This is a genomic window from Stenotrophomonas maltophilia (assembly GCF_039555535.1).
In the GTDB taxonomy this organism is placed as follows: domain Bacteria; phylum Pseudomonadota; class Gammaproteobacteria; order Xanthomonadales; family Xanthomonadaceae; genus Stenotrophomonas; species Stenotrophomonas maltophilia_Q.
Genome location: NZ_CP154630.1, coordinates 4,262,005 through 4,284,297, shown reverse-complemented (window position 1 = coordinate 4,284,297; position 22,293 = coordinate 4,262,005). Strand labels below are relative to the sequence as shown.

Here is a 22,293-nt window from a genome sequence, read left to right as displayed (position 1 = left end):
GGGTAGCAGGGACCGCGCGGCCCGGGGCGCGAGGCCGTCAGTGGGGATGCTCTTCGGTCGCGTAGGGATCTTCCTCATCGCTGCCCGGTGGCCGCAGCGTATAGCGCTTGTAGGTCCACTGGTACTGCGCCGGGTCGCGGCGGGCGATGCGTTCGATGCCGGCGTTGAGGGCGGTGGCCGCCACCAGCGGGTCCGGATCGGCCACGGCCGGGTCGGTCGGCTCGATGTGCAGGGCGAATTCCATGTCCGGCCCGATGCGTTCGCACCAGCCATAGAGCACGGTGGCGCCGGTGCGTTCGGCCAGCCGGTTGACCAGGGTCATGGTCAGCGCCTGCACGCCGAAGAACGGCACGAACACGCCATCGCCGGCCTTGGGCTGCTGGTCGGGCAGGATGCCCGTGGCACCGCCGTCCTTGAGCACCTTGAACAGTTGGCGCACGGCCGGGCCTTCGGCGCGCACCTGCTGCACGTTCTGCCCGCCGCGCACCAGCTGCAGGAAGGCATCGCTGGCTTCGTCCTCCGGCGGCTTGTAGACGATGGCGATCTGCCCGCGCGAGGCCAGCCACTGGTTCAGCAGCTCCCAGTTGCCGTAGTGCGGGGCGGCCACGATCACGCCCTTGCCGCTGGCCAGCGCCGCGTCGTACAGGGCCTCGCCATGGCGCTGCTTCAGGTGCAGGCGCAGGTTGTCGGCCGGCGTCTGGCTCCACAGCCGCAGCGTTTCGATGGCCTGCAGGGCGGTGGAGCGCAGCAGTTCCCGGTGCAGGCGATCGCGGGCAGCGCCGTCCAGCTCGGGGTAGGCCAGCTCCAGGTTGCGCCGGGTGACACGGCTCTCGCGGGCATTGAGGGCGATCCACGCCCACGCCAGGGCGCGCGCGAACGCCCGCAGCAGCGGCCAGGGCAGGCGGGCGAACAGGGTGGTGGCGCGGTAGACCAGCCGGGCTTTGCGTTGCGGATTCATCGGCGCCAGTTTAGCCAAGGGCGCTGCTATCGTGGCCGGCCCTGTTCATTGGAAGCCCACGATGCTCGTCCTGATCCAGCGTGTCAGCCAGGCCGCCGTCCATGTCGACGATGAGGCCGTGGGGCAGATCGGGCCCGGCCTGCTGGCCCTGGTCGGCATGGAGCCGGGCGATACCGAGGCCCAGCTGCGGCGGATGGCCGAGCGCCTGCTGGGCTACCGGGTATTTGCCGACGAGGCCGGGAAGATGAACCGCTCGCTGCGCGATACCGGCGGCGGCCTGCTGCTGGTCAGCCAGTTCACCCTGGCCGCCGACACCCGATCGGGCATGCGGCCGAGCTTCACCACGGCCGCGCCGCCGGACGAGGCTGAACGCGGGTTCAATCGTTTTGTCGAGATCTGTCGTGAAAATCACGCGCCAGGGGTGGAAACGGGCCGATTTGGTGCCCATATGGTCGTCAGCCTGGTCAATGACGGTCCCGTGACCTTCCTTCTCAGGCCCTGAGCCTGCGGGACCACCGCCCGGCAGGCGGGGCCCCGGGCTGGTATAATGCTACGTTCCCTATTTCTCCCTAGCCGGTGGCGCGAGCACTACATGGCCAACGAACGTCCTGCCCAATCCGAAATCAAGCAACTGATCAGCAAGGGCCTGGAACAGGGCTACCTGACCTACGCCGAAGTCAATGACCATCTGCCGGACGACATGGTCGACCCGGAACAGATCGAAGACATCATCGGCATGATCAACGGCATGGGCATCGATGTCCATGAAGTTGCGCCGGATGTGGAAACCCTGCTTCTCAACGATGGCAACACCGGCAACCGCGAAGTCGATGACACCGCGGCCGAAGAAGCTGCCGCCGCGCTGAGCGCGCTCGACACCGAAGGTGGCCGTACCACCGACCCGGTGCGCATGTACATGCGCGAAATGGGCACCGTCGAGCTGCTGACCCGCGAAGGCGAAATCGCCATCGCCAAGCGCATCGAGGAAGGCCTTTCGCAGGTCCAGGCTGCCCTGGGCCAGTTCCCGGTCTCGGTCGAGTCGCTGCTGACCGATTACGAAGCCCACAAGGAAGGCAAGAAGCGCCTGGCCGAAGTGATCGTCGGCTTCAACGACCTGTCCGACGAAGAGCCGGCACCGCCGGCCGCCGCTGCCGATGACAGCAGCGATGCGGACGCCGAGGGCGACGAGGACGAGGACGATGATGTCGAGGGTGGCGAGGAAGAAGCCGCACCGACCGGTCCGGACCCGGAGGAAGTCGCTGCACGCATGCAGGCGTTGAGCGATGCCTTCAACGCCTTCAAGAAGGCCGCGACCAAGGGCGACAAGAAGAACCTGCCGCGCCTGCGCGAAGAGATGTCGGCGGTGTTCGTCACCCTGAAGCTGCCGCTGCCGCTGACCGATGTGCTGACCAAGCAGCTGCGCGACACCATGGCGTCGATCAAGGCCCATGAGCGCCGCGTGCTGAACCTGGCGACCGTCACCGCGCGCATGCCGCGCAAGGACTTCATCCGTTCCTGGGAAGGCAACCAGACCAACCTGGAGTGGGTGGAAGACGCACTGAAGCGCAAGCAGAAGTGGTCGTCGGCCCTGCGCGAAGTGAAGGACCAGATCATCGCCGAACAGCAGGCGACGATCGACATCGAGACGCTGACCCAGCTGGACCTGGAAGAGCTGAAGGAAATCAGCCGTGCCATGGCCTACGGTGAAGCCAAGGCGCGCAAGGCCAAGAAGGAAATGGTCGAGGCGAACCTGCGTCTGGTGATCTCGATCGCCAAGAAGTACACCAACCGCGGCCTGCAGTTCCTCGACCTGATCCAGGAAGGCAACATCGGCCTGATGAAGGCGGTGGACAAGTTCGAATACCGTCGCGGCTACAAGTTCTCGACCTACGCCACCTGGTGGATTCGCCAGGCGATCACCCGCTCGATCGCCGACCAGGCGCGCACCATCCGTATCCCGGTGCACATGATCGAGACGATCAACAAGTTGAACCGCATTTCCCGCCAGATGCTCCAGCAGTACGGCCGCGAGGCTACGCCGGAGGAGCTGGCCAAGGAAATGGACATGCCGGAAGACAAGATCCGCAAGGTGATGAAGATCGCCAAGGAGCCGATCTCGATGGAAACCCCGATCGGCGACGACGAGGATTCCCATCTGGGCGACTTCATCGAGGACACCAACGTGGAGTCCCCGATCGAGAACACCACCAACATCAATCTGTCTGAAACCGTGCGCGACGTGCTGGCCGGCCTCACCCCGAGGGAAGCCAAGGTGCTGCGCATGCGCTTCGGCATCGACATGAACACCGACCACACGCTGGAAGAGGTCGGCAAGCAGTTCGACGTGACCCGCGAGCGCATCCGCCAGATCGAAGCGAAGGCCCTGCGCAAGCTGCGTCACCCGAGCCGCTCGGAGCAGCTGCGCAGCTTCCTGGATATCGATTGATATCGGGCGGTTGTTGAAGCGTTGAGAGAAACCCCGCCTGGTGCGGGGTTTTTCTTTTTGGGGTGCCTGCGCTTTCTGTAGAGCCGAGCCATGCTCGGCTGCTGTTCGCGATGACGTATCCGGCGGGTCTTCTTAACGGGCGTCGGCTGCTTGCCGCACCTTGTGACGCAACTGGCCTGAGAATTGTTGAGGCCTTCGCTGCGATTCGCTGCCGTGGGAAGTGGTCATTCAGCCGAAACCCCAAGTGCCTCAATGAAATGAGTAGCCGGATGTGAGTGATAAGCGCACGCAATGTCGCATTCACCAATTGAAGCCTCTAGCCTTCCTTCCACACAGTCCTCCGCAGGTGATCAACACACCGTCGTAGGCGGACTGTCTGCTGCAACAGCAGGCAATCCAAGGTCAAACCGCAACTCTCGCCATTGCGGTGAGCCAAGGGTTTCTGGCCGGGTGGCGCGCAGTCATACAAGACCCTGCAAGGGGGAAAGCTGCGGGCGGTCCTACGACCGTGTTGAAGCGCCCGGTCGCCTCTCTCAACAGGAGGCGGAAGAGGTTCGACGAATCGTAGGAGAGTGAGTATGGAGCTGAAGGAAATTGCTGCCGGGCACGGTAGGCGTGAATCGGACGCGCATGACTGCGCGTTTGCGCCGCTACTGGATTGGGAAGATGTGATGCGCGACGAGCGCGAGGATTCACTGGGATTCGCCCGAAGAGCAACATTGGCGTTGCTGACGCAGTCGGGTGCTGGGTTGCTTGCGAGCTTCGGAGGCGACAAGCAGAAGGGGCTGGAAGAGGCCGGGAGGACGGTGGCGCTGTTCCACGCACACCTGCGGCGGCAGGTGTGGTTTGCGGACGTGGCGGAGAAGCGGTTGGGACGTGCTGCTGAGGCTCTTGCTGCTGCCGGGTAGCCTATCGAGCGCGGCCTCCACTACACTGTGGGGCTGCGCAGGGCCTATAGCTCAACGGTTAGAGCAGGGGACTCATAATCCCTTGGTTCCAGGTTCGAATCCTGGTGGGCCCACCAACCGACCTCGCATGACCGGTCGCAGTGTTCCTGCAGCCATAAGTTGGCCGTTTTGGACAACTTATGATGGTGAAACGACCATAAGACGCCCCTCTCGCTGGGTGATCGCGGAGCTCGGACTCACTGAGCCGGGATGAGGTGGTGATACGACTCAGGCCAACTGCTGCTCGGACACGGCCGAGACAGCCCGAGAAGCCGGCGAGCGGCTCAAAGCAGCAAGATCAAGATGGCGCGTTTACGGCCCCGCCGTTCCTACGGGGTCGAGGATGTCGTAATTGACGCCAACTCGGAGCGGACACGAGCCAATACGGCATCGCGCAACTCCCCAACGCGGCGTCCATCAACGGCCGCTGCATAAAGGTCGTCATCCCGGTATGAAATGGGCAGGCCTTCCAGGCGGAGCGAGGCTGTAGCCTCAATCAGTGCCTGTTGGCGCTGAGCCTTGCTGATCATGGGTACCTCCTGCCGAGGTTCAATTATACCGCAGACCATCTGATAGCCTTGCGCTGTGGTCGTTGTAGGGTGTTTTCGACAGCGCCCTAGGCGGGGGCGTGACTTTAGCTGAACGGCCGAGGTGTGGAGACGAGATGAGTAAAGCTGAGGCGTTCGTTCAACGATTGAGCGAAAAAGAGGAACCGGGGCGACAGGATTATGAGGAGGCTCTCGGATGTTTAGATGAGGCCGTGTGCGAGGCGGTAGCCGTCGGACAGGCCCAAGCCGGGAAGATGGCGGGACCCTGCATGGGATACGCGACCTATGTCTTTGCCCGCATGTGTGCCCACGGTACGGCCGCTGTACGTGCCGCGCCGCTGTCCCGGTGGGTTGAAAGTGACCATGCTCATTGGGGATTTCATGCGATTGCATGCCATGCTCGTGCGATCTTGGAAGGAAACCTCTTCTTCCACTACCTCATATCTCCGACCAATGAAGATCTTGAAGAAGGCCGTGCGCGGATCACGCTGCTACAACTCAACGACTGCTGCAGTCGCGTCAAGATGTTCGCGGACGATCCGGAGCAACTACAAGGGTTTGAGCGGCAGAGGGATGAATTAATCGCGCGCTTGAAAACCATTCCCTTCTTTCAACATCTGGCCCAACAAGTTCAGTCACAGTGTCTGTCTGGCAAGAAGGCTTGGTTCTTGGACCGGGCCCAGCTGGTGGAAATGGTTGGAATGAAGAAGGCGCAATTCGACGTAATCTGGGATCTGTGGTCACAGCACTCCCACATCCACCCTATGTCGTTCTACCGAATGGAGGCCAACGGACGTGGCTCAGGCTTAGACAATGCCGCGGATCGCAGCTACTTGATTACCGCGATGCTCATCTGCGCTGAAATACTAAAGGTGGCCACCGACAGGATGGTGGAAGCCTTTCCCGATGTAGCAAACGTGCGCCAAGGCTTAGATTCCAAGTTCAGCCCTGGCCCAAAGGCCAATATGCCGAACTAGTGCAAGGCCGGCTGCTTCCCGATCTCGTCGGCGTCTGCTTTTGGCCTAAAGCGGTCGTCGCCTCCCGCATTAGCCCAACCCTAGAACTTCATCCTAATACCACCATTCACCACAAACCCTTCCAGCGGTGCCCATGCATCCACGGTCCACTGGCCATCGTCGGCACGGCGGGGCCGCAACATCGGGTTGTAGCCGCTCTGGCGGACGTTGAGTATGTTTTCCAGGTTGAGGAACAGGCTGACTCTTCCCAGCACGATTTCTCCCAGTGCACCGACTTCCAGATACGGTCGGCTGCGTCGACGCCAGGGATTGTCATCAAGCGCTTGGATGCCGGTGTAGTAGGCTTCCAGGCCTATACGGCCACGGTCATGCTGTTCCCACATGGCAACCAGGCCTGCGCTGTGCCGGGGTGTGAGTGAAACTAGACGGCGGCCGGCGCCCTCCTCACCAGGTTCGCGCGCATCGGTGTAGACATAACTGCCGGTCACTGAGATGTCCTGCCAGCGATAGCGCAGCAGCAGCTCACTACCACGGGTGCGGGTGACGCCGTCTACATTGACCAGTTGCACACGTTCACCCGAGGAGGTCGCAGATTCCACCAGGCGTACCGCATGGTCGATGTCGGATGCGAACACGCTGAGGTTGAGCTCCCAAGGGCCATGCACATAGCCTGCGTCGATGGACCCGGTCGTAGCGATTTCCGCGCGAAGGCCGGTGAGCGGCTCCAGCCGTGACAGGCCAGCGGCCTCGATCTGCTCGACGAAGGGCGTAGGAGCATAGAAGCCTCTGCCGATCGACGCGCGCAGGGTCCACTCGTCAGGGCGGAACAACAGTGACACGCGGGGGCTGAAGTGCCCGCCATAGACGCTGTGGTCATCCCAGCGCGCACTGCCGGAAAGCGTGAGGTCATCGCGCAGCGCCTGCTCGGCCTGCACGAACAGGGCAGGCACGGTGTAGCGGTAATCAAACTGCGGGTATCGGGCGGAACGGAACCGGTCCTGCTGCGCGGCAATGCCCGCCAGCCAGCTGGTGGCGCCTACGCCGGACGCATAGCTGATTTCCGCAAATCCGGTCTGGTGGGTGTCGTTGTCCTGCTCAGGGCCGTACCCGTGGTCGTGATCGGTGGACATGGCCGATGCGCGCAGTTGCAGGCGGTTGCTCTCGCGCACCGGAACATCGACAACCGCGCCGGCATCAATGCGCTCCGTGCGCTGCGTGAGAGCGAAGGGCTGCCCGTCGGGTGCCCGTTGACCGGGCAGTGTTCCGCCCAGCCGACTCTCACGCATAGCGCCTGCCGTCAGCAGTGCGCGCGCTCCGTTTTCCGATTCCCAGAACAGCCGCGGCCGGACCGTGGCACGCTCGTAGCCCGGGATGTCGGCCCAGCCGTCTCCCTCCAGGTCCTGGCGGTCCCGCCGATGGTAGCCACCCACCACAGAGAGGCCCCAGTGCTCGGCCAGCGGCCCGGCTGCGTAGCCGGTTACGTCCTGCCCGCCACGGCTGGTGGCATTGAGCAGCATTTCGGCCTCGGCGGTTTCCTTGGGCCGGCGCGATATCAGGTTCACCACGCCGCCCAACGCTGCCGGACCGTACAACGCCGACGCGCTGCCCTTGATGATCTCGACACTGCCAAGGTCGGTCGGGGGAATCTGCAGCAGGCCGATGGACGATGACTGGCCGCCGTACAGCGGCAGACCATCGGCCAGCAGCTGGGTATACCGGCCGCGCAGGCCTTGGATGCGGATGTTGGATGCGCCCATGCCCGGCGAGGTGTTCTGCACCCGCACGCCCGCCGTCTCGGCCACAAGCATGGAGACGTTGCCCGGCGACATCAGCAGCTTCTCTTCGATCTCTTCCTGCGACACGACGTCTACCCGGATCGGTTCGTCGGAAACGCGGCGCCCTGATCGGGTTGACTGCACCACCACCGCATCCAGCTCCACGGCCTCATCGTGGTGGTCGTCGTGCGCGGCGGGCGGTTCATGTGCATTGGCCGGGGCAACGGCGGACAGCAGGGCGGCGCTCAGCGCCAGGGCAAGCGGATGGGGCAACAGGGTCATGGGTCGTCAGGGCGGCAGGGCCGCGCGGTGGCGAAGTAGCCCGGCGTTGTAAACCTTGATGCGGCTACAAGGTCAAGCAGCAGGCTGCGGCTGAAGGGCTTCCAGCACCCTGCAATCGGCTACGCGGCCGCCCGGGCAATTGCCGATCATCCTCTCCAGCTCGCCCTGCAACGCCTGCAGGTCCAGGATCCGGCGCGTGATGTCTGCGATGTGCGCTTTCACCACATCGTCCACCGAACTGCACTCGTGCTCCCGCTGTTCACCAAAAGCAATCAGCTCGCGGATCTGTTCGATGGGGAAGCCAAGCTCGCGGGCGCGGCGCACGAACGACAGACGCCTCTGGTCCTGCGCGCCGTAGTAGCGGTAGTTGCCCTCCGAGCGCAGTGGCGGCTGCAGCAGGCCGATCTTCTCGTAATAGCGGATGGTTTCGGCCTTGGTGCCGGTCTGGCGGGCCAGCTGGCCGATGGTGAGGTGGGTGGGCATGGGCTTGACCTTGTAGGGGCTACAGGGTTTATAACGGCTGCCCCATCCTTTTTCAAGCCCGGGCACAGCCTGGCGGGAGTCACCCATGGACCACTGCTGCGGCCACAAGCGCCAGGAACTGGAAGCCTTGGCCCTCCACAGTGCGCAGCGCCGCGTACTGGTGGCAGTACTCATCATCAACCTGGCGATGTTCTTCATCGAGTTCGCCGCAGGCATCGTGGCGGGCTCCAGTGCCCTGCAGGCCGATGCAGTGGACATGCTGGGCGACGCGATCGTGTACGGCCTGAGCCTGTGGGCAGTGAACCGGGGGGCGCGCTGGGAGGCCGGTGCGGCCCTCGCCAAGGGGCTGCTGATCCTGGCCTTCTTTGTCTTCATCGTGGTGGAGGTGGTCAGCAAGCTGATCCACGGCGTGCCGCCTTCCAGCGGCTTGATGCTGGGGTTCGGAGCCATCGCGCTGGTGGCCAATCTGGTGTGCCTGGCACTGCTGTGGCGGTTCCGCGCGTTCAACATCAACATGAAAAGCACCTTTGAGTGTTCCCGCAATGATGTCGCCGCCAACATCGGTGTGTTGGTGGCTGCCGGTGGTGTAGCGCTGAGCGGAAGCGGCTGGCCGGACATCGCAGCAGGCGCGGTGATCGCGCTTCTGTTCCTGAAATCCGCGCTGGGTGTGATCGGCGAGGCGTGGCCCGCGTGGCGTGCAACGGTGAAGTAACAAGGCGATTGAGGTGTGCGCTGGATACGATTGCGCCGCGCGGATGGCGGCTGCTGGTCGATAGTGAACATCTCTCCTCGGCCACTAACGATCGGCCGACAGAATTCTCCGTACCACATGCATGGGAGCGCCTGATTGCTCGGCAATCAGGCGCGCTCGGACCTTAGCTGGAAGGCGCTTCGTGCCTTGCGGCAAGGATCGAATCGCCTTTGCCGCAGCCAGAATTTGCCGTTCCAGGTTAGCTCTGCTGCACTCACGATGCAGGGCACTGAGTTGTCCGGTAAGCCATGGAAAACTGTTTCTGGCAGCAGTGGCGCTGTAGTCTCGGCTGCGGCAGAACTGAGCTGTAGAAGGGTAGGGCGGGCCTGCGGCGAGGGCAGTCTCCAGTTCCTTCCGAAACCACGCGGTACGGTTCGCTCGCAAGTGGGAACTTGGTCTGCGCACCTTTCGCGGTGACGCATTGCCAATCTCTAATCCAGATTGGGCGGCTGCCGAAGCTGGCGAAGTTATCAGTTGCACGATGTCCACACCAAAGTGGGTAGCCACTGCAATCAACGACGTCAGCTGCGGAAGAATCGGGCAGTGCCTCGTGTGGAAGATGTCGCCAAGATGCTTTCCCCAATCCTTGGTAGGGCTACTGACGTTGCTAAGGAACACCTGCAGCGAACCCGAGGCTGCTCCACGGACCTCTCCCAGTCGGAGGATCAGTTGCTCTGTCTGCTCCTCACCGAATGGCGGTCGCGGCGCATAGTCCCCGATAGACGTTAGGTTGGATAGGCTTTGACCGCAGGTACTGCATTGGTCTAGCTCGACTTTGCTGCTGTCTTTGGTTTGCCCTGACCCGCAGTGAGGGCAGTTGCGTCGAAGCCGAAGCTTATGAAGACTGCAGCGTTCAACGCCTTGGATTCGCCACAGTAGACGATCATATGGTGGCCTGCCGACTTCACGATCACCCCTGAGACAAGCAGGGCACCAGCATCTTTCATGCTTTATGGATCCGATGCAATTTCCTGCGCAAATGCCCTGTAAGGCGACGAGGGTCGTTCCCTCCAAGTCATAGCCAAACGCATAATTGAGTGCGGTTAGCGCAATAGAGACTTTCGGACTGTAGCCGTCCCATCTCAGCTCTTCACATCGAGGGAGATGGTTTCCAGTTTCGGTCCACCAGCGAGACTGCAGATGCGATATGAACTGAAACCGCGAAACGCCGTGGGCGTATGAAATGCGGTGGAGCAGCGAGGACAAGCACTCAACCTCCAATGTGCCAAGGGCGATAGGTGCAACATGGAAGTATGCGTTCATCGCCGACGCTCAACGTTGCCAACTGGATCTCGCGTTGGAATCCGCTTGCCTGGCCTGCGAGCTGCTTTCCTTTCAGAGACGTCCGTGATGGAGGTGAGTTCAAAGATGCTTGTGTGATCTTTCTCAATCGGCTGGAGAGCGGACTCGCCAAACGTGATGTCCTCTGCGATCTCCGCCAGCTGCTGCTTATACCTGGCTGATCTGAAGTGCTCCATGCGAAGTCGCTGCGATCGCAACGAAGTCATCCGCGCTAGCGCAAGAAGAATCCAGTTGCCGACAAGTCCACACGACCCGAGCGATCCCTCGTATAGGAGATCTCTCATCTCGAGGAGTGAGTGCCCCTTTGCCCAAGGGAGTAGAACATCATAGGATGCGAGAATCCTGTCGAAGCATCCCGCATCAGAGATGCTAGTTCCGTAGCGCGGAAAATGAAGGATAGACAGCCTCCCGTTCATGTGAGCAGAACAGAAACATTCCCTGAGAAGTTCGTACCCGCCGATGAGAAATATCAAGGCACCAGTTTCATTTCCAAGGCACTTCAGCGATTCCAATGCGGCTTCGCGTCCGGACCTGTCCTTAACGCGTAGAAGATGATGGGCCTCGTCGATGATGAGTAGCTTGGTGCGCCTGTACTCAATTGCGCGACGGAGCTGTAGGCGCGCGTTGGTCTCCGTAAGCTTCAGCCTTAAAGAGTGCTCGAGATCGCCATAGAACGGATGGCCGAGTTGGGCGAGGAGGTCTAGGGTTAGGTAACGCATGGACATGTAGCCGGCGTCGGTTCGACTGCAATCCACAACTACGTAAGGAATGGAATCAGGGGTGGAGTGTGGGTACACCTCTCTCGCGGCGGCCCTTCCGGCAGTGCTTTTCCCCGCTCTGGGTGGGCCCACCATTGCAATCACAGATCCATCCCCACTGAATGTCATCAATGCTGCTGCAGACCTCACTGCCTCAACGTAGCGAGGATGCGGAAATCGAGCCCCATTCACGGCCTCTCGGAGATGCTCATTCATGATGCGTCACCGGGACCATAAGGCAGTATCAGGGCGCGTCGCGCTGGTAACCTCTTGCGGGGCGCAGCTGGCTTCTGTGCCTTGGATACGCTAATCGCCCTTTGTCTGGCCTTGTCAGCCTCAGCGAAGCGCCTTGTCAGCTTGGCTGTCTCGATCGACGCGGCTTTAGCGAGGAGCGCACGGCCTCTGGTGCTGCCCAGGAACCGGATCGAGTCCAGAGCCGGCGTAAAGTCCGTCGTAAGGTCAATTGCATGCTGAGAGCCATGCCGGCAGGGGATACGTTGCCCGTCTATCAGCACATAGAGTGTGTTGGCGTCCCAGGGCTCGACATAGGCTTCGAAGGGCCCCGGACCGGATCTTGACTCAAACAATTTGGGATGTCTGTACCATCTCGCGCAATGACGAATTCCCCGCGCTCGATCAAGCCTTAGTGGTCTCCGGAGCGGAATTGCCGTTCTGGCAAGCAGCTCGCGGGTGAAGGGTGTCGGTACTCCACTTTCGGGGAATGCAGTTAGAAGTGACTCTGAGGCGTGTGATCGGCTGTGAAGGCAGCCATCAGAAATGTTGTTGTTGTAGATGCTGAAGATGAACTCATCCATGGTCTGATAAGCCGTCGCAAGTGTCCAGCTTGTTTGACTTTGTCCTTTGAACTTTGCTGTAGCTGATCGTCCCCTAGCGTCGTTTGTCGTGTTCCCTGGCTGCTGGCTGAGGTAGGACTTGAGCGAACGGAACCACCCTTCGATCTGCCCGCCAGAGCGTGGTTCTCCCGGGGGCCTGCTCTGCTTTGAAACGCCCAAGCTGGCCAGGGTGGTTTCAAAGTACACGGAGTTGAACTCGGCTCCGTTGTCCACGACGATCGACTCAGGGAGCCGTCCCCAGCGCCGTGCACAGTCGCGGAGAACTCCCAGCACGCTGTGATTGCTTGGACTGCTGAAGCTCAAGGACGTCGCTAACACTTGACCGGTGGCATGATCTCGAAGTGCAGTTATCCAAGGCTTGCTGGTGATTGGTGGCTTGGTGTCAATCACGACTACGTGCAGATCGCACTGGTAGTGGTCGGTATGCGCCCGCTCAAATGCCCGTGCCGGAGATAGGTGTGTCAGCGCCGGGTCCACCGGGGGGGCGGAAGCTGCAGCAGCTCTTGTCCCGCTCCGGGCCCCTTCAGCGATTTCCTTTGGCAGCCGTTTGCACCGAAGACGGAAGGTCTCCTTGGATGCGGCGACTGAGTTGCCTAGTAGCTTGCCCTCGGCAATAGAAAGCTGATGATCAAGTAGGTACTGCGAGTATGCCGCCTGAACACTTAGGGCATCTGCGCTGAGGAAGTAGGTGCTGATGGCGCGATCCATCACTGCGAATTCTTCAGGTGTCTGCCTGGGCGTTCTATTACCCTTTGATCGATGTCTTGGGCGGAGAGCCGATGGGTCGCCCCCTGCTTGGAGAAATCGCGCGCGCCAGCGCCTCGTTGTTCGATCAGACTTCATCGCAGGCACCAGGCCACGTATGACGAGCAATCGGCCGTGGACCTCTATTGCCTCCGCTTGTGTCAGCTGGAATAGATGTTCGGCTGCAGTGCCCAGCATGTCTAGGCGATGAAGATGACTGGTCACGATGTCAGGTTCAAAGGAGACCAGGCACTCATCAGGTACCGACAGGCGGCATCGATTGAGATCGGTGAAGAGAGCACCTAGGTCTATCAACCGCACGACTTCATTCGCTGAGGAAGTGTTCACTGCACGCATTAACTGGCCCAGGGTGAAGACCTTTCGCTGCCTGAGCGTGGAGCAGGCTTTGGCAAGCTGACGAGCATCGATGCTTCGCGTAGATGCTTGCCGAAGACGCAACAGAAGCAAGCAGTTCTCAGCGAAAATTCTTCGTGAGCATCCGTCAGAGACCACGCGGTGTACTAAGCCGATTTCTTGGAAGTGCGCGTCGGCTGCAAGGTCAGCTGCCTTGGCTCCGTCCCACGTCCATCTGTTGGGGTTGGAACTGGCCAAGCGTTCACACTCGGAGGCAGTCTTGACCTGGACCACCTCGACGCTGGATTCCTTCAATGTGAGGAAGTCAGCAACGTAGTTCGCCTTTCTCCTCCTCCCGTGGAAATCCAACACATCTAGACTTACAGCGGGCGGCTGGTCCCAGTACTCGATGACGCTTGCGTCGTACTCAAGCTGAGCGGCGCATGTGTGCTCCTCCGTACTCTCAAGCGCCACTGAGAACCCCATCTTCGCGCTTGGGTAGCGCCAGACCGTGTTGTGGTATCCGACAGATCTGACGGATCGCGCCGGCTCACTAGAACGGGTGTCGGCTATGTAGCTGATTGCAGCGGCCGAAAGAGACAATCGCTCTACGTACGACTGGAACTCTGGGGCAGATAAAGGCATGAGACCTCCTAATCCGCGCTGGATCCAGCGCAGACGGGCAAAGGGCGGCCGCGCGGCGCTATGCCACGGGGCTTGACTTGCATGGAGGGCGGAGCTCAATATCGGGCAACGGATCGAGAAGCCGTTTGCCGTATCAAGGGCCGCACACGGCAAATGTGCGGCCTTTTCTATTGAGGGCCCGTGCTTTCGCTAGCTCATCGGGCTTCCTCCTCGCTGTTCAGGGATTGGTGTAGCCAGGCGCATACCTCTTCGCGACGAGCGAACCAGCCTCTCCGTCCAGGAATCTGGAACATCTTTATAGAGAGCCGTCCGGTTCGGCGTGCTTTTGCGAGGGCCTCCCTTGTGGGGAAGCCCAACAGCCTGGCTGTGTCCGCCGCTGAGAAGATGGGGCTGTCGGGGACGGTTACGCCAAGCAACGGTGCCGCCCAGAAGGAGCTGGAAGGGGGCGGTGGGGGAGGGATCTGAGAGCCTGGCATGCTTAGTCGCGCTCTGTCCGGTCTGATTGAACCTGTATAGACCTATTGCTGCGAAGACGCAAGTTGTTGAAAAGTAAGATATAAATATATCGAACTCGATTTCGGGGTTGGCTGCTGCCTCAGCGGCTTGGGCTAATCCGCGTTCGCAACTTCCGTCCCGCTATCGAGCACCTATGTCACGTCACTGTCTCTTTGCCCCAGAATTCCTTGCCACTAGTGGCAAGGATAGCTTGCGACACGCCTCGGTTGAGCGCCTGTGGATTCAGCGCCCAAGCCATGCCGTGGCCGAAGAAGGACGCTTCACCCCACTCACCGCCGCTCTTTGCTTGGCCTAGTTGACGACGGTGAACGCCTCAATTGCAGGAACCTCCGCATAAGGAAGCTATCCGCATAGGGATAATCTGACAGACAGGATGCATCTATCGGGTCGAGTATTGGTGTGGCTGCAATATGGCGGTTGAAAAAACAGGGGGGGGCGCAATGGCAACTGCAAAGAAGAAGGTCGGAGAGAAAAAGCTTGTGGCCGAGGATCAGGTGGCACCGCGGGCTCGAATGCACAAGCTAGTAATTAAGAATTTTCGGGCAATAGGCAGGCAGGCTGTTGAAATCGAGCTAGACGACATTGTCGTCCTGGTAGGTGCGAATAACACCGGGAAGAGCTCCATCCTTCGCGCGTACCAGCTTGTGATGGAGTCGGGTGCGAGGGGGGACCTGCTGGCCGAGGATTTTCCTGGTGGCTACGTCACGGGTGCAGAGTTGAAAGACGAGGACATGCCGAGTATCGAGCTTGAGACCGTCCTCTTCGCTGATAGTAAGCCGCCGGCTGATAAGTGGATTGATGTTCGACCCAATGGAGATCGACATGTAAGGGAGCGATGGACTTGGCGTTGCCCTGGTAAGCCTGAGAAAAGGGGCTTCAACGTCGAGCTCAACGCTTGGGATGCTAACCATGGCCCTTGGGGAACCGCATCCGTTGCTCAGTCCAATAGGCCCGAGATGCATAGAATTGAAGCCTTCGACGATCCCAAGAGGCAAGCCGACAGCATCATTTCCCTTCTGGAGGAGGCGACGAAGCAGCGGGTCAAGGCGCTTATCGAAGAAGAGGGCAAGGAAGGTGCTTACGCAAAGCTCCTTGCAGGAGTCGCGGAACTCCAAAAGGCAGTTGCAACCGAGGCAATGGAGGCGATCGACGAGGTGCGTCTAGAACTGGTGAGGGCCATGGCTGATGTTTTCCCAGGCTACAGTATTACGTTGGATGCTCGTCCAGAGGACGATCTAAGCAGGAGCATATCCTTCTTCAAGGCGCCGCCAGCTCTCAGAATGGGGCCTGCGGATGGGCACCAATCGGATCTGGAGCGACAGGGCAGTGGAGCCAGGCGAACACTTATGTGGAACGCGCTCAGGATCATCGCGGACCACAAAGCGGGAGCGAAAGGAACGGAAAGGCCCCATGTGCTGCTACTGGATGAGCCGGAGCTGTGCCTGCACCCTGCCGCAGTGCGTGATGCTTGCAACGTGCTCTACTCGCTTCCCGGCGGAAAAACATGGCAGGTGATGGTGACTACTCACTCACCCGCTTTCATCGATCTCTCGCGTAACAATACTTCCATTGTAAGAGTGGAGCGATCTCAGGCTGGAACCGTCTCAGGCACAACAATCTTCCGTCCTGATCGGGCCAGGCTAGGCGATGAAGACAAGGAGCGGCTGAAGCTCCTGAATATGTATGACCCCTATGTTGCCGAGTTCTTCTTCGGTGGTCGGACGGTGATCGTGGAGGGGGATACTGAGTACGCGGCATTTCGGGAGGTTATCGCTGACGATCCGGTGAAATTCCACGATGTGCACATCGTGCGGGCGCGCGGGAAGTACACCATTGTTGCGCTCTGTAAGATCTTGAATCAGTTCAAGTGTTCCTATTCCGTGCTTCACGATGCTGATTTGCAAAGAGCAAAGAATAGGAAAGGCCAGCTGGTCGCAAACAGTGCTTGGGTAGCCAATGGAAGAATTCTCGAAGAGGTGAAGAACTCTCCGTCCGATGTTCGTCTTGTTGCCTCTCTGCACACATTCGAGGTAGCAATGTTTGGTGAACTCGTATCAGGAGAGAAACCTTACGCGTCGTGGCTAAGAGTTCGGGAGGATGCACTGGCCAGGAAAAGAGTGCTTGATCTGCTCGAGTTCCTTGTAAGGAGCTCGGATGTCTGTCCGGCCGGCGTTTTGGAGTGGGACGACGAGGCTGCGCTGTCTGAGGCTGTTGCCGAGTTCGAGCCTGTAGCTGATGAGGTTGTAGAAGGCTGATTGGCAGTGGGCGCGCAAGCTCTGTCGACCTCAGGTAGCTTCTGCAGTGCTCGACCGAGCCATAAGGGAAAGAATGCCTTTGGACCGTACTACTTCGGGTATTCTGTGGTTGCGGCAGGCTAAAAATTCATGCCTGCTGGAAGCAATTCGGACCTGCACGCAGAGAGGAATAAATGTCGATCTGTAGTGGTTTCGCGCAGGAGTCGCCCGGTCTCTATATCTCCTGATCTTGGAGCACTGCGTTCATCTCTTTTACCGATTTGCGATGCCTTTCAATGGATGCCGCCGCAGATCTGAGATCTTCATCGGTCAGTTGTTCAATTGGTGGCAGGGTGGACAGGAAGTGCTCAAACCGCTTCTCCATGCCGCGCATACTAATCCCATCTATGAGGGAGCGCCGGAAGATTTTTCTCGCGAGCCCAGTCAACCCCCGGGGGAGGCTGCCGCTCATCATTCGTTGCGCAATCCAAAGATAGATGTCCACTATCTGAAGGCCGATCGAGGTGCTGCTATCGGCGATGCAGGCCTCGCGCGTAGGCAGGCCGGAGTTGAAAAGCTCATCCTCGTCCATGTGAGCGTAGAGTGGGTGGTTGAAGAAGAGCGCTCGCTCCCGCGGTGTCGCCTTCTTCCAACCCTCGGCCATAAGCCTTTGCACGCGACTCGTCTCAAGTTGCGCCTGGTTGAACTCGGTCTGCCTGTCCACGACGATTGAGGCTGCATCTCTGATCTTCTTAGACCGTAGCCTTCGAGCCATGCAGCTCCCCACGAACTGGAAGCCAACGGCGTTCGGTGACATGAGCTTTCTATCGGGGTGGCCAAAATCCAGGGCCTCAGGGTTGGCAATGCCGAACGTCACAGCGTCGACGATCGTCTCTTTGCTGCGATAATCCCAGTCGGATGCAAGAGCACGGTCTCGAATTGTTGTCAGAAGGGCGACGATTTCGCTTTGCCTCTTCTTGGCATTCCTATCGATGCACAGGTTCCATGCTGTGCGCAAAAGTTCTTCGTCCAAAATGTACGCAAGCTTATGTACTACCATAAAGCGTAGAGGGGTCCAGTAGCTCTCCCATCTAACGGCAGGGTTGATGCCTGCGTCGAAAATGGCATCAAAGAGTACGACAACTGCTAGCGTCTTCTTCTCTATAAAGTAGAAGTCGAAGTCGAACTCCATTTTTTTTTGGAGGGCCAAAAGGTCCTCTGAAATGGCGATGATGCCATCTTCTCTGAGATTCTTGGCGTGCAGTTCAGTCTTTCCTACCTTTCTAAGCATCCGCTGGTGGATATCCACTCCGCGCGCTTCAACGTTTGTCCTGCTGGATATTACCCCGTAGCTCAGTCTCGGTTGGTCAGCATTGAAAAGGTCGTTGCCGGTATTGCCGGACTCATCAATATGGAAGTACATAGTATGCTTGCCCACTCCGATCCTGAGGTAATACTGCGCCTGGGGGATTCAATGCAACGCTATATGCGGAAGTAGGGATTCACCTCCCGTTTTCACGGATACTTGCAAGGAGGCCGATTTAGGTCATGACCAACTAGAGCCATTTCAACCAGCGCCATTCCATCTCCGAATTCCATCCATCCCTTGGGCGGGATTGGTCACGACGAATTTTGATCTTCTTACTGAGCGATCTTACGACCGGCCCGGTGGACTTAAGAGGTCTGTCCCATTAGTTGGCGATAAGCCTGAGTTCTTCGGCAGCGTTCGCGTTACGTGAAATGGCGAGCTAAGCCGTCTTGTTGGCCATTTTGGCCGCAATGCTCGCCAGCTCCCCCACGAGCTTCGGATCTATGCCTTGTCCTGTGCTGTCTGTTGCGCCCGCACCAGACCATTGGGCGTTGATCAACGCGGCTGCCGTGGCGGCTCGTTGGGCGCCTTCACCAGACGTAAACACAAGCTCGACGGCCACAGCTTGTGTACTTACCCTGGTTAAGTCGATTTGATAAAGGCGTACCTCGGCCAAAGTGTTCCGGTAGAGCCGCAGGAAAAAGAATGCGAAGACCTCTAGAAAAATCACGATGCTTAGGCGGGGAACGTAATGAGCTGCTAACGAAGTCCAGCTCAGGGTTCGAGCGGCCCCTGTGACAAGTATTACCTCTCTTAAAGGGTCAGACACTACGATATAGATCAGCGTGAATGCCGCAGCGACGGTGACGACACTGCCAATGAGCAGGTTAAGGAGCGCGCGCTCATTGAGAGCAGTGATTGCTGCATTCAGCCGTTCTTGCGCCGTTTCATAGAGCGTACGTATTTTTTTAAGCGAGTCCGCTTCGGTAGAACGAGATGCCAACTCCGTTGTCACTCGACTCGCTATTTCAGAAATCTCATCATGAGTCGGACCCCGGCTTGCAACGGTAGAAGGCGAATTCCGCCCTGGAGTAGCAAATGAATCCTGACCTGCAGCATCAGGTGAGCCGAATGAATCATCCTCGTAACGAGAGAGCGAAACTCTACTCAAGACGGCTCGCTGAGTCTGTTCCTGCGAGGAGGCGTCTAGGCGCGTGTAAGCGGCGAACACGGCGCCAACAAGCGCGGTGGCCGAGGCAGTAATTGCTGCGGCCAGGCTGGCTGGCGAAGCAGATCGAAGCCAGTCGAGAAATCCGATGTTCTCTTTGATGATTTCGGAATACGTAGCGACCAAAGTACTCACGACCACCGCTGCAAACGCGGTTAAGGTGACAGCTTGGTACAGCCGATGAGTCCTGTTTTGCCGATTGAGTGCACTGTGGAGTTTGGCCCGCTCTCGCTCGACCGACTTCCGTGCTTCGCTCATGCTTTGAGGTTCAGCATCAAACTTATTCCCACTCATTCACATACATCCATGTTCAGGTTGACGGTGATGGTACATGTGTACAAGAGGCTTTAGCGCTGCGGCTCAGCGATGGATCCGTTGCAAACCGCGAAGTGACGTTATAACATTATTGTGATCATGCAAGATCTGGACGGAGCAATTCCAAGGGCGTGTACCAGCCGGAAATAAGCGAAGGATTCAATCGAAATGTTCATTCTGGAAGGACGGCACGCTTGGTTTGCTGGGCGGGACGACGTGGCTACCTGGCTCGAAAGCGCATTGAGACCCTCTGCTTCACCTGAGTAGCGGACAGCTTATGGTTGGCATGGGCGGACAACTCATGCTGGTGCGAACACGCAGGCCTCATCGCTCACCCCCGCGACCTGCAGCGTCGGTACCATCTGATCCGCACACAGGGATCGACCATGGCCAGCAACGATACCCCGGTGGAAGACTTCACCACCGAAATCGAAGACTGCCGGCACCTGTTTGCCTGGTGCTTGGTCCACTATGGCCAGGTGCCCGAGGCGCAGGCGCTCGAACAGGCACGGAAGCGCTATCCCGACCATAGCCCCGGCCGCGAATACGAACACGCGCTGATCTTCCACGACGAGCCCTGGCACTGGGCGATGCTGCACGTGAAGGGCGAAGGGTATTGGCAGCAGCACCCGGAACTGGCGGAGCCGTCGCTGGGCTACGAAGCCGAATCGGACGCACTGTGCCTGGCCCGCAGTGAGCGGGTCCCACTGCTGGATGAGGACGAGTACCTTGGCGCGCTCGCGCATGCGCGCCACATGCGTGCATGGACGCTGGTCCATCAGGCGGGTCGTTGGCCGGATGAAGCGCGCCAGGAGGCGCTTGGCTACTACGCGTATCATCCGCGCCATCATCGCGGGCGATTTCAGGTTCACGATCCGCGTGACGGCTGGTGCCATGTGATGAGCGCATTGCATGGCAACGACTACTGGGCGCGACCAGAGCTGCGGGAACCGCCACAGGCCTATTGGAGCGAGTCCCGCGCCTTTGTTTTGGCGCAGGGAATCCGCTTGCCGGACCCTCCGGGCTGAGGCCTGCGCAGCCGGCGAAGGTGCAGCACCATCGATCACCGCACTCTATGCCGAATGACACATGCCCTGCTATTTCTGCTGGCGGGAAGATGGCGGCATCCTGAAGTGGAGTGATCTGATGCCTGGTACGCTCAGCCGTCGCACCTTCCTGGCCAATGCCGCGGCTGTTCCTGCGGCCGCGCTCATGCCTACCGGTGTTGCTACCCTGGCGCGGCCAAGCGTCACCACCGCGAGCCTGATCGACGCGGAGCGCGGCGTGATCCGCTCCGCCATGCAAGGCAGCGGCATCGGTGCCGCTGCCGTCTGCCTGGTCGAAGGCGGGCAGGTGCGCTGGACTGAAGGCTTCGGTCACGCATCAGGCCAGGGCAGCGTGCCCGTAGACGCCAGCACGATGTTCAGCATCCAGTCCACCTCGAAGAATTTCGCGGCGGTGGCGGTGCTGTTGGCCGTGCAGGACGGCATCCTTGATCTGGACGCGCCCATTACCCGCTATCTGCCGTCGTTCACGGTGAGCAGCCGCTTCGAGCATGGTCCACAGGAGCGCATCAGCCTGCGCCTGCTGCTTGCCAATCGCGCGGGATTCACGCACGAGGCGCCCCTGGGCAACAACTACGAACCGGCGTCGCCGGGCTTTGATGCGCACGTCCGCAGCATCTCGCAGACATGGCTGCGCTTTCCGGTGGGTACGCGCTATCGCTACTCCAACCTGGGCTTCGACCTTGCCGGTCATGTCCTTGAGCAGGTTGCGGGCATCAGCTATCCGGCCTGGCTGCAGCGCCGGATCTTCGAGCCGCTGGGAATGCACGACAGTACGGCCGATGCCTCGATCTACCTGGCAAGCAAGGGGCGGGCACTGGGAACCCAGGAAGGCCATGCGCAGGTACCGCCGGTGACGCCGCTGGTGGTGTCGGGAGGCGTCTGGACCAGTGCCGCCGACATGGCGAAGTATCTTGGCTTCCTGCTCGGTGGCGGCCAAGCCGGTGCGCAGCAGCTGCTTGAGCCCCGTTTCTGGGACGAGATGCATGGTTTCGGCCTGGGCGGTGACTACGGGCTCGGTGTCATGCGCAGCGAACGCCTCTACGGCAGTACACCGGTGCGGCTGCTGCACCACCGCGGCGGGGGCTTCGGATTCGGGTGCGTGTTCACCTACTGCAGGCAGGCAAACGCTGGATTTGCCGCGATGTTCAATCGCGCGACGTCTGCGGGGTACGGCATCGGCGAGCATCTGCTCGATCAGCTGTTGTCGGCGCGTTTCGGGCCCCGTCAGCCGCGTGTGCCCCTGTCAAGCCTGGCGCCGATCAGGTTGAACCAGGACCAGATGCAGCAGATGGCGGGAAACTGGATCGGGCGCAGCGGCAAGGCGAAGATCGTGATTGCCGGAAGCGGTGAACTGCAACTGCATCGTGGGGCGCAAGCTCTGGGCAGCCGTTTTGCGGCCCTCGACGGCGATCAGCTGTTCACCGTGGACACCGACGGAGAGGTTGCGACGTACCGTTACCATGCGGCGACGGAGATGCTGCCGGCGCACCTGGAATGTACGAACGGCGAGGATGGCCTGGACCAGAACGATCCCATCGATGGGTCCACCGGGCCGCACGCGCCCCATTGGCAACCCTGGCTGGGGCGCTATCGCATCGACCAATGGGGGAAACCGTCGATGTCCGTGGTGCTGGAGCAGCGACAGGGCTGGCTGTACATCGATGGCATCCGCCTGGTCACTGAAGTGGAGCCAGGCCTGCTGTTCACCAGCGATGGCGAAGCGGTGGATTTCCGCAGCTCCCCGCCGACATGGCGCAACCTGCGTCTGCAGCGCGTCCAGCCCGTGAGCCAGGGGTGATG

The 22,293-nt window shown here is 60.0% G+C and carries 17 protein-coding genes and 1 tRNA gene; 9 read left to right on the top strand and 9 right to left on the bottom strand.

The annotated features are described in order from the left end of the window. Positions 1-37 precede the first annotated feature (37 nt). On the bottom strand, positions 38-958 hold the full coding sequence (locus AASM09_RS19685; protein ID WP_049429435.1) for a lauroyl acyltransferase: 921 nt from the start codon (positions 956-958) through the stop codon (positions 38-40). Positions 959-1,019: 61 nt separating this feature from the next. Here AASM09_RS19685 and dtd point away from each other — a divergent pair, with 61 nt between their 5' ends. The 4 genes from dtd (at position 1,020) to AASM09_RS19665 (ending at position 4,428) form a co-directional block, all read left to right on the top strand. Then, a complete protein-coding gene (dtd, locus tag AASM09_RS19680) occupies positions 1,020-1,460 on the top strand; it encodes a D-aminoacyl-tRNA deacylase (RefSeq protein ID WP_043034581.1) in 441 nt (146 codons plus the stop codon). 90 nt (positions 1,461-1,550) lie between these two features. Then, a complete protein-coding gene (gene rpoD, locus AASM09_RS19675) occupies positions 1,551-3,404 on the top strand; it encodes an RNA polymerase sigma factor RpoD (protein WP_049429436.1) in 1,854 nt (617 codons plus the stop codon). Positions 3,405-3,982: 578 nt separating this feature from the next. Continuing rightward, positions 3,983-4,312: a hypothetical protein gene (locus tag AASM09_RS19670; RefSeq protein WP_219632053.1), complete on the top strand. Its 330-nt coding sequence runs from the start codon at positions 3,983-3,985 to the stop codon at positions 4,310-4,312. A gap of 40 nt (positions 4,313-4,352) precedes the next feature. Continuing rightward, positions 4,353-4,428 (top strand) — tRNA-Ile (locus tag AASM09_RS19665). A gap of 252 nt (positions 4,429-4,680) precedes the next feature. Here the strand turns inward: AASM09_RS19665 and AASM09_RS19660 are convergent. Further along, positions 4,681-4,881 carry a hypothetical protein gene (locus AASM09_RS19660; RefSeq protein WP_049429438.1) on the bottom strand — a complete coding sequence of 67 codons (201 nt, stop codon included), beginning with the start codon at positions 4,879-4,881 and terminating at the stop codon, positions 4,681-4,683. Positions 4,882-5,015: 134 nt separating this feature from the next. On the opposite strand from AASM09_RS19660, the gene AASM09_RS19655 reads away from it, so the two are divergent. Then, complete coding sequence (locus tag AASM09_RS19655) at positions 5,016-5,876, top strand: hypothetical protein (RefSeq protein ID WP_100443697.1); 861 nt, start codon at positions 5,016-5,018, stop codon at positions 5,874-5,876. A gap of 80 nt (positions 5,877-5,956) precedes the next feature. Here the strand turns inward: AASM09_RS19655 and AASM09_RS19650 are convergent, their stop codons facing one another. Together AASM09_RS19650 and AASM09_RS19645 are read right to left on the bottom strand one after the other, a co-directional pair. After that, positions 5,957-7,933: a TonB-dependent receptor plug domain-containing protein gene (locus AASM09_RS19650; protein ID WP_049429440.1), complete on the bottom strand. Its 1,977-nt coding sequence runs from the start codon at positions 7,931-7,933 to the stop codon at positions 5,957-5,959. A 72-nt stretch (positions 7,934-8,005) separates the two neighbouring features. Further along, complete coding sequence (locus AASM09_RS19645) at positions 8,006-8,503, bottom strand: MerR family transcriptional regulator (protein WP_238378647.1); 498 nt, start codon at positions 8,501-8,503, stop codon at positions 8,006-8,008. On the opposite strand from AASM09_RS19645, the gene AASM09_RS19640 reads away from it, so the two are divergent. After that, entirely contained in the window at positions 8,502-9,128 is a 627-nt protein-coding gene (locus AASM09_RS19640) for a cation transporter (protein ID WP_049429442.1), read from the top strand. The genes AASM09_RS19645 and AASM09_RS19640 overlap by 2 nt on opposite strands. An 84-nt stretch (positions 9,129-9,212) precedes the next feature. Here AASM09_RS19640 and AASM09_RS22245 read toward each other — a convergent pair whose 3' ends face one another. From AASM09_RS22245 to AASM09_RS19625, 3 genes are read right to left on the bottom strand one after another with little or no spacing between them, the layout of a single operon-like run. Then, complete coding sequence (locus tag AASM09_RS22245) at positions 9,213-10,430, bottom strand: TniQ family protein (RefSeq protein ID WP_080355015.1); 1,218 nt, start codon at positions 10,428-10,430, stop codon at positions 9,213-9,215. Next, a complete protein-coding gene (locus tag AASM09_RS19630) occupies positions 10,427-11,443 on the bottom strand; it encodes an ATP-binding protein (RefSeq protein WP_080355016.1) in 1,017 nt (338 codons plus the stop codon). Before AASM09_RS19630 ends, AASM09_RS22245 begins: the two co-directional genes overlap by 4 nt. After that, positions 11,440-13,824, bottom strand: coding sequence for a DDE-type integrase/transposase/recombinase (locus AASM09_RS19625; RefSeq protein ID WP_080355017.1), 2,385 nt, complete (start codon positions 13,822-13,824; stop codon positions 11,440-11,442). The genes AASM09_RS19630 and AASM09_RS19625 overlap by 4 nt, the downstream gene beginning before the upstream one ends. 956 nt (positions 13,825-14,780) lie before the next feature. Between AASM09_RS19625 and AASM09_RS19620 the strand changes: the two genes are divergently transcribed. Beyond that, positions 14,781-16,595 carry an ATP-dependent nuclease gene (locus tag AASM09_RS19620; protein WP_049429445.1) on the top strand — a complete coding sequence of 605 codons (1,815 nt, stop codon included), beginning with the start codon at positions 14,781-14,783 and terminating at the stop codon, positions 16,593-16,595. A 214-nt stretch (positions 16,596-16,809) separates the two neighbouring features. Here AASM09_RS19620 and AASM09_RS19615 read toward each other — a convergent pair whose 3' ends face one another. Beyond that, entirely contained in the window at positions 16,810-18,012 is a 1,203-nt protein-coding gene (locus AASM09_RS19615) for a DUF3800 domain-containing protein (RefSeq protein ID WP_238378646.1), read from the bottom strand. A 310-nt stretch (positions 18,013-18,322) separates the two neighbouring features. After that, positions 18,323-19,405 carry a hypothetical protein gene (locus AASM09_RS19610; RefSeq protein ID WP_152906580.1) on the bottom strand — a complete coding sequence of 361 codons (1,083 nt, stop codon included), beginning with the start codon at positions 19,403-19,405 and terminating at the stop codon, positions 18,323-18,325. 407 nt (positions 19,406-19,812) lie between these two features. On the opposite strand from AASM09_RS19610, the gene AASM09_RS19605 reads away from it, so the two are divergent. Further along, complete coding sequence (locus AASM09_RS19605; RefSeq protein ID WP_049429448.1) at positions 19,813-20,454, top strand: hypothetical protein; 642 nt, start codon at positions 19,813-19,815, stop codon at positions 20,452-20,454. A 61-nt stretch (positions 20,455-20,515) separates the two neighbouring features. Further along, positions 20,516-22,291 carry a serine hydrolase domain-containing protein gene (locus AASM09_RS19600; RefSeq protein WP_238378645.1) on the top strand — a complete coding sequence of 592 codons (1,776 nt, stop codon included), beginning with the start codon at positions 20,516-20,518 and terminating at the stop codon, positions 22,289-22,291. Positions 22,292-22,293: the final 2 nt, after the last annotated feature.